General features: G+C 64.6%; 1 protein-coding gene. It reads left to right on the top strand.

The features are described from left to right. Window positions 1-79 precede the first annotated feature (79 nt). A protein-coding gene (locus tag LI94_RS21230; RefSeq protein WP_152664908.1) for an IS3 family transposase occupies window positions 80-1,218 on the top strand; the annotation gives its coding sequence in 2 pieces (ribosomal slippage) (window positions 80-350 and window positions 350-1,218; 1,140 coding nt in all). The last annotated feature ends 29 nt before the right edge of the window (window positions 1,219-1,247 follow it).

Here is a 1,247-nt window from a genome sequence, read left to right as displayed (position 1 = left end):
TGAGGTGAGCCCCTCGTAGTGGTCCAGTTGTTGTGCGACTCTGATGCCCGGTGTTCGGGCAGGAAGAATCAGCAACGACATGGCAGCCAAGAAGCGCCGGCGGCATACGCCGGATCAGATCATCCGCAAGCTCGCCGAGGGCAACAAACTGCTCGGCGCCGGGCAGGAACTCAGCGAGGTGTGCCGGCACCTGGAGATCACCGAGTCGACCTGGCATCGCTGGGTCGCCCAGTACGGCGGTATGAAGGCCAGCGACGCCAAACGGCTCAAAGAACTCGAGGCCGAGAACGCCCGCCTGAAGAAGCTGGTCGCCAACCAGGCCCTCGACATCGACATGCTCAAGGAGATTTCGGAGGGAAACTTCTAACCCCGAACCGCAAGCGCAGCGCCGTGGCGGTGCTGCGTGAGCGGTTCGGGGTCTCCGAGCGTCGAGCCTGCACCGTGGTCGGCATCCACCGCTCCACGATGCGCCTGACACCGGCGCCGATTACCGACGAGGAAGCCGAGCTGCGGGCCTGGTTGCGCACGTTCTCCACCGACCGGCCGCGCTGGGGCTGGCGGCGGGCCGCGGTGATGGCCCGGCGGGCCGGCTGGGCGGTGAATAACAAGCGCATCCGCCGCCTGTGGCGTGATGAGGGCCTGCGAGTTCGGCAGCGCCGTAGGAAGAAACGCTTGACCGGCATCGGGACCGCGGTCGGGGCGATGTCGCCGATCGCACCGAACGTGATCTGGGCGATGGACTTCCAGTTCGACACCACCGCCGATGGGCGCACCATCAAGATGCTGAACGTCATCGACGAATTCACCCGCGAAGCCCTGGCGATCCACGTCGACCGCGCCATCAACGCTGATGGCGTCGTCGACATCCTCGATCAATTGGCTCTGACCTACGGGGCTCCGCACTACGTGCGGTTCGACAACGGCCCGGAGTTCGTCGCCCATGCGGTCAACGACTGGTGCCGGTTCAACGGCACCGGCTCACTGTTCATTGATCCCGGATCACCTTGGCAGAACGCCTGGATCGAGTCATTCAACGGCCGCCTGCGAGATGAGCTGCTCAACTCCTGGCGCTTCGACTCGCTGTTGGAAGCCCGGGTGATCATCGAGGATTGGAGGATCGACTACAACGCCAACCGACCGCATTCGGCCCACCACGGACTCAGCCCTGCCGAGTTCGCCTTACAGTGGACCTCGACCCACCAACCCCAAGCCGCATAGCGACTGGACCACCAAACGGGTCCCCCTCA

It is taken from the genome of Mycobacterium sp. UM_Kg27, from assembly GCF_000972905.1.
Classification (GTDB): domain Bacteria; phylum Actinomycetota; class Actinomycetes; order Mycobacteriales; family Mycobacteriaceae; genus Mycobacterium.
This window is presented reverse-complemented; position numbering and strand designations above follow the sequence as displayed.